The organism is bacterium (assembly GCA_036524115.1).
Lineage (GTDB): Bacteria > JAUVQV01 > JAUVQV01 > JAUVQV01 > DATDCY01 > DATDCY01.
In genome coordinates, this window is sequence record DATDCY010000120.1 from 1 (window position 1) to 6,065 (window position 6,065).

General features: G+C 72.1%; 7 protein-coding genes. 3 read left to right on the forward strand and 4 right to left on the reverse strand.

Annotated features, from left to right (window positions below; genetic code table 11):
- Positions 1-1,913 (forward strand): transglycosylase domain-containing protein (locus VI078_05375; protein HEY5998718.1); only part of this gene is annotated, 1,913 nt, incomplete at its 5' end.
- Positions 1,914-1,978: 65 nt separating this feature from the next.
- Here VI078_05375 and VI078_05380 read toward each other — a convergent pair.
- The 4 genes from VI078_05380 to VI078_05395 form a co-directional block, all read right to left on the reverse strand.
- The gene (locus tag VI078_05380) at positions 1,979-3,109 is read right to left on the reverse strand and encodes a HAMP domain-containing sensor histidine kinase (protein ID HEY5998719.1); all 1,131 of its coding nucleotides are present in this window, start codon (positions 3,107-3,109) and stop codon (positions 1,979-1,981) included.
- The gene (locus VI078_05385) at positions 3,096-3,644 is read right to left on the reverse strand and encodes a V4R domain-containing protein (GenBank protein HEY5998720.1); all 549 of its coding nucleotides are present in this window, start codon (positions 3,642-3,644) and stop codon (positions 3,096-3,098) included. Before VI078_05385 ends, VI078_05380 begins: the two co-directional genes overlap by 14 nt.
- A 171-nt stretch (positions 3,645-3,815) precedes the next feature.
- The gene (locus VI078_05390; protein ID HEY5998721.1) at positions 3,816-4,241 is read right to left on the reverse strand and encodes a protease inhibitor I42 family protein; all 426 of its coding nucleotides are present in this window, start codon (positions 4,239-4,241) and stop codon (positions 3,816-3,818) included.
- Positions 4,242-4,322: 81 nt separating this feature from the next.
- Positions 4,323-4,877 (reverse strand): GNAT family N-acetyltransferase, encoded by a 555-nt coding sequence (locus VI078_05395; GenBank protein ID HEY5998722.1) that lies wholly within the window; start codon positions 4,875-4,877, stop codon positions 4,323-4,325.
- A gap of 171 nt (positions 4,878-5,048) precedes the next feature.
- On the opposite strand from VI078_05395, the gene VI078_05400 reads away from it, so the two are divergent.
- Positions 5,049-5,531 (forward strand): YiiD C-terminal domain-containing protein, encoded by a 483-nt coding sequence (locus VI078_05400; protein ID HEY5998723.1) that lies wholly within the window; start codon positions 5,049-5,051, stop codon positions 5,529-5,531.
- A 135-nt stretch (positions 5,532-5,666) separates the two neighbouring features.
- Positions 5,667-6,065, forward strand: a 399-nt coding sequence (locus tag VI078_05405) for a hypothetical protein (GenBank protein HEY5998724.1), incomplete at its 3' end; no start/stop codon positions are given.

The window sequence follows — 6,065 nt, forward strand, 5'->3', positions numbered from 1 at the left end:
GGTGGCTCGTCTCGCACGGCCTGGCGATCCGCCGCCTCGCGAGCGGGCCGAGCGGCACCGTCTTCGTCGACGACGCCGGCCGCGACTGGTTCCCGCTGGACCCGCGGCGGCTGGACGTGCCGCTGGCGCGCGTCGCCCCGGCGCTGCGGCAGGCGGTCGTCGCGGCCGAGGACCGCCGCTTCTGGAAGCATCCCGGGATCGACCCGATCGCCGTGGGGCGCGCCCTGGTGCACAACGTCCGCAGCGGCGAGGCGGTCGAGGGGGCGAGCACGATCACCCAGCAGCTGGCGCGCACGCTGTTTCTCTCGCGCGAGCGCACCCTCGTGCGCAAGCTGCGCGAGGCCGCGCTCGCGCTGCTCATCGAGGTGCTGCTGCCGAAGGAGCGCATCCTCGAGCTCTACCTCAACCGCGTGCCCCTCGGGGCGGTCCACGGCGTCGAGGCGTTCGCGCGCGAGACCTTCGGCAAGCCGGCCGCCGACCTGACGCTGGCGGAGGCGGCCATGGTGGCGGGCATCATCCGCGCGCCCTCGGCGCTCGGGCCGCGGGCGCACTACGAACGGGCGCTCGCCGGTGCCGGCCGGGTGCTCGCGCGGATGCGCGCCGACGCAATGGTGACGCCGGAGCAGGAGCGCGCGGCGCTCGCGGAGCGGCCGCGCATTGCCGCGGGGCCGCCGCCGGGCGACGTGCGGTCGGGCTGGGCGCAGGACTATCTGCGCCGCATCTTTCGCGACCAGGTCGGCGACGAGGACCCGCCTGGCTGGCGCGTGCGGCCGACGCTTTCGTCGGCGCTGCAGCGCGCGGCCGAGGCGACGGTGGCCGGCGGACTCGCGCGCATCCGACGCCCCGGGCTGCAGGCGGCGTTGGTCGCCCTCGAGCCGCGGGACGGGAGCGTGCTGGCGCTCGTCGGCGGCGCGGACTACGACGCGTCGAGCTACAACCGCGCGGTCCTGGCCAGCCGCCAGCCCGGCTCCGCGTTCAAGCCCTTCGTCTACGCGGCGGCGCTCGACAACGGGGACTCGCCCGTGACCCGCGTCGCGGGCGTGGCCTCGCGCGCGTTCGCCGAGGAGCGCGAGCGGCTCGGCGTCTTCGTGGCGGGCGACGACCCGGCGGCGCAGATGACGTACCGCGAGGCGCTCGCCCACTCTGACAACGATGCGGCGCTCGCGGTGCAGCAGCGGGCGGGGACGAGGGCGGTGGCGACCCTGGCGCGCCGCCTCGGTCTGCCGGAGCAGCCGGCGGTGGACTCGCTGGCTCTCGGCACGGGCTCGGCGACGCCACTGGAGCTGACGGCGGCCTTCGCGTCGTTCGCCAACGGCGGCTTCTCCGTGCGCCCCCGCGCCATCGCCGCGGTGCTGGACCAGCGCGGCAAGACCGTGTTCGAGGAGGCGGTGACGCAGGCCGCGGTGCTCTCGCCGGGGGCTGCGTGGCAGACGCTCTCGCTGCTGCGGGAGGTGGTCGAGTCCGGCACCGGGACGGGCGCGGGCGACGTCGGCGCGCCTGCCGCGGGCAAGACCGGGACGACGGACGACTACCACGACGCGTGGTTCGTGGGCTGCGTGCCGGGCATGGCGATCGCCGTCTGGATCGGGTTCGACCGTCCGGCGCCGATCGGCCCGGAGGCCTACGCGGCGCGGATCGCCGTGCCGATCTGGGCGGAGTTCGCGCGCCGCGCCGTGAAGCTGCGCCCGCCGGCGGTCTTCGCGGCGCCGGACGGCATCGACGAGGTCGCGCTGTGCAGCATCTCGCACGTCGCGCCGACGGACGGGTGCCCGACGTACCTCGAGCAGTTCAAGAAGGGCGACGCGGTGCCGGAGGAGCTGTGCCCGCTGCACGCCGGTTCCCTGCGCCAGCGCATCGGGCGGGCCGTCGGCGGGCTGATCGACCGCATCCGGCGCTTCTTCGGCGGGCGCTGACGGACCGGACCGGGAGCCGTGCCGTCAAGTCTCCCCCCCCTCTGGCAAGGGGGCAGGGGGGATTTCTAGTCGGGTGGCTGTTCCCCGCCGGTGGCCGGCAGCGTGAACGTGAACGTCGACCCCTTCCCGACCTCGCTCTCGACGGCGATCGTGCCGCCGTGCGCCTCGACGATGCGGCGCGCGATCGCCAGGCCGAGCCCGGTGCTGCGCTCGCCCGCCACGGGCTTGACCGACCCGCGGTGGAACTCCTTGAAGATGGTGTTGAGCTCGTCGGCGGGGATGCCCGTCCCCTGGTCGGCCACGCTGGTGCGCACGAGCCCGGGCGGGCACTCGACCCGCACGGCGACGCGCGTCCCCTCGGCCGAGAACTTGACGGCGTTGCCGATGAGGTTGTTGAGCACCTGCTCGATGCGCGAGGGGTCGAAGGTTGCGGGGCAGGGGGCGTCGTCGTCCTCCACGACGACCTGGATCCGCCGCCGCTCGGCGAGCACCGCCTGCAGCCCGGCGACCCGGCGCACGAACTGGCGGAAGTCCGCCTCCTGGGGCCGCAGGTCGAGGTGGCCCGACTCGATGCGCGTCACGTCCAGCAGGTCGTTGATCAGGTTGAGCATGAAGCGGCTCTGCAGGGCGATCACCCGCAGGAACTCCCGCTCTCGCTCCCCGAGGCGCTTGGCCGGATCGCCCAGCAGGAACGAGGAGTACATCTCGATGACGGCGAGCGGGCTGCGCAGGTCGTGGGCCGCGACGCCGACGAACTCGTTCTTCTGGCGGTTGAGCTGCTCGAGCTCCCCGATCTTCTCGCGCAGCTGCAGCTCCTTGCGCTCGAGCGACTCGACCATGAAGTTGAAGGCGCGCGAAAAGTCCCCCATGAAGTCGACGCGCTGGCTGTAGTCGCCACGGGCCACCTGCTCGGCCTGCCAGGTCAGGTGCGTCAGGCGGGAGTGCAGCTCCTTGAAGGGCGAGGCCAGGAAGTTGCGCGTGGACGGGACGCTGACGCCCAGCTCGCCCCGCGAGAGCGGGCGCACGAACGCCAGGACCTCGGCGTGCTGCTCGATGACCTGGTCGACCCGGGCCGCCAGCTCGGCCAGCTCCGGGTCGCCGCCGGCGGCCGCCAGCGGCTCGGGGATCCGTCCCTCGCTCAGTGCGCGCAGACGCTCGGAGACCGCCCGCAGCGCCGCGCGCTCAGAGGGGTCCATCGCCGGTGCCGGCGGCGCGCCGGACCTCGAAGCGGCAGACGCGGTCGCCGCTCGCCCAGCAATCGACCTCGCGCGCGGAGAACTCCTCGCCGGTGTACTCCCGGAAGATCCCGGCGATGAAGCCCTCGTCGAACTCGCAGACGGTGTCGCCGGTCACGGGCAGCCCGGAGCAATCGAGGTCCTCGGCGACGGTGAGCGTGAACTCGCGCCGGTCGAGATCGGAGCGCTCCACCCGCAGGATGCCGATCCCCCACTCCCGCAGCGCGCGCTGCAGCGCGGCGAGGAAGGGGCCCGGCGGGAGCGTGCGGTCCAAGGCCCTGCGACAGAACTCCCGGCCGGCCGTGCGCCCGGCCTCGACCAGCACCCGCTGCGCCGCCTCCGGGCCGTGCGCGGCGGCGACGGCGTCGCGAAGCGTGAACTGGAGGAGCCGGTACATCGCCACGGGCACGTTCTGGCCGAGGTTGGGACGCCCCGCCGCGATGTCGCCGAGGTGCTCCCACGCGAAGCCTCGCGCCGCGTCGCCGGTGTCAGCCATCCTGCCCCTCCGCCGCCGGGTAACCGGGAAGAACCCTTCACTCCGTACGGTAAGTCCGCACTCTGGTGGCGTCAAGACGAGGAGGCGCTTCGCTTGTCGACCCTGATGATCCGGGCGACGTTTGCCACCGAATCCCTCGGGAAGCCGGTCGATCTGTCTTTTCGGCTTGTCCTATTCCACGCTGATTGCAGCTTCGAAGATGTCGGCGGGCGGTTCGTTTCTCAGCCATGGACGCCGATAGACCAATCGCAGACTGTCTTCCCCCTCTTGAAGTGCTTTGAACGTATAGGTTCGTGTTCCTCCACCGCCGACATGAACGCTGTCCTGGACAGCATGACCGCCGTCCAGGACATAGTCCTCGCCCACCTGCACGAGAATTGACTCGGCGCGGGACTCGAATTCCCAACCATAGCCCGTGGTGCCGTTTTCGCGGAGCGAGAGTCGCAGGGTGTCGCCTCTACGAAGCGTGAACCTTCCACCCGAATCGGCGTCGGTCAGCTCCAGAGAGGCATCGATGCCGTTTGCCGACGACCCACAAGCGGGAACAGACATGAGGATGATCAGCAGGAAGCACATCACGAAAGGATTCTTCTTCACGTGCCCTCCACGGCGACATCGTGAGCAGCGTGCCACGCCTCGCGCGCCAGCTCCTCCGGCGCCGTGACGCGGGGCGGGGCCTTAAGCCCGGGGGCCGCCCGCCGACAGGCGCCGGGTGAGCACGACCTCGTTGATCTTGCGTGCGCCGACCTGCACCGAGCGCCGCTGGCAGGGCTCCTCGTGGAACCGCGCGTTGCGGAAGAGGTGCAGCGAGCGGTCGTTGGCCGTGAAGATGTCCGCCTCGATGCGCTTGAAGCCGTGCGCCACCGCCCAGCGCACCGCGTAGCGCAGCATCGTCGAGCCGATGCCATGGCCGCGCCACTCCGGCACGAGGTGCACCCCCGCCGCGGCGGCGTCGCCCTTCGCGGCGCACAGGGGCATGTCCAGCAGGGCGAGCACCCCAACCACCTTGCCAGCCACGACGGCGACCAGGAAGAGGTTGCGGCTGCGATCGAGCTTCTCGAGATAGGCGCGCTCGGCGGCGGCGTCCTTGCCGTAGATCTCCATCAGCACGTAGCTGCGCTCATCGGAGCGCGACCGGACGGCGGCGATGATGCCCGCCGCGTCCTCGGGTCCTGCGGGGCGGAGCGTGACCTGGGTGGCGTCTGGCAGCCGGTACGACAGAATTTCGCGCATGGTGGCCTCCCTCTGGGAACGACCCTCGTATCTTAAGTATCGTTCGCCCCGCGGGGTTGTCAATCCGGCCGGCTCCGGCAGACGTCGGCAGACGCCGGCGCCCGGGCGCGCCCGCGCCGCTGCGCCCCCACGCCGTTGACAGGGCGGGCGCCCGCACGCCACACTTCCGGCATGGCTACGGGGGGACGGCGCGCGGCCGGGCACGACATCAACGCCTACCTTGCCCGGCACGTGCCGATCACGCAGGCGATGGGCATCCGGCTGCGCTCCTTCGGTGCCGACGGGGTGGTGATGACCGCGCCGCTGGCGCCGAACATCAACGACAAGGGGATCGCTTTCGGCGGGACCCTGGCCTCGATCCTCGCCCTCAGCGGCTGGGCGCTGGCCGACCGGCTGCTGCGCGACGCGGGCCTCGAGGCGGATGTGCTCATCGCGCTGGCGACCACCGAGTACCGGGCGCCGGTCGGGGGCGAGATCGTCGCGCACTGCCCGCTGCCGCCACAGGCGGAGATCGACGCGTTCATCGGCGCCTACCGCCTGCGGGGGCGCGCGCGCCTGAAGCTCGAGGCCTTCGTCGAGAGCGGCGGAGCGCGCGCCGCGCTCTTCCACGGGACCTACGTCGCCCGCAGGAAGGCCCCATCCGCGGGACCGTGAGGGGCGCCGGCCGCGCGCCGAGGGTCGTCATCGAGGGTTTGACTCCAAGCGCCGACAGCGCGAAAATCTCATCTCGCACCAGGTGAACCTCGGGCCGCGGTGTGTTCGTCCCTGCTTGACGAGGAGGGCCGGGCCGTGAAGCGTTGCCTCTTGATGCTGGCCGTGATCCTCATGAGTCCCGGGTTCGGTTGGACTGCTCACGTCGTCAGGCAGATCCCGATGACCTTTCGGACGACGCTCATCCCCGGGGTCACCTACGATTTCAGCTTCAGTGTGCACGACGGCCCGGACGAGGCCGCTGCCCGACTCTGGAGCGAGGGGCCGGTCGCGCTCACGGTGCGAGCCGACGGATCGATCACGCACCTTCTGGGGCGCATCCGTCCCCTTGGAGCCCCCGTCGATTTCACGCGGCAGCTGTGGGTCCAGTGGCGCGGCGGCGGTGAGACGCACCGGATCAGGATGCCCGTCGTGCCCTATGCGATGTTTGCCGTCGACGCCCTGCCGGGACCGCAGGGGCCGCGGGGCGAGACAGGA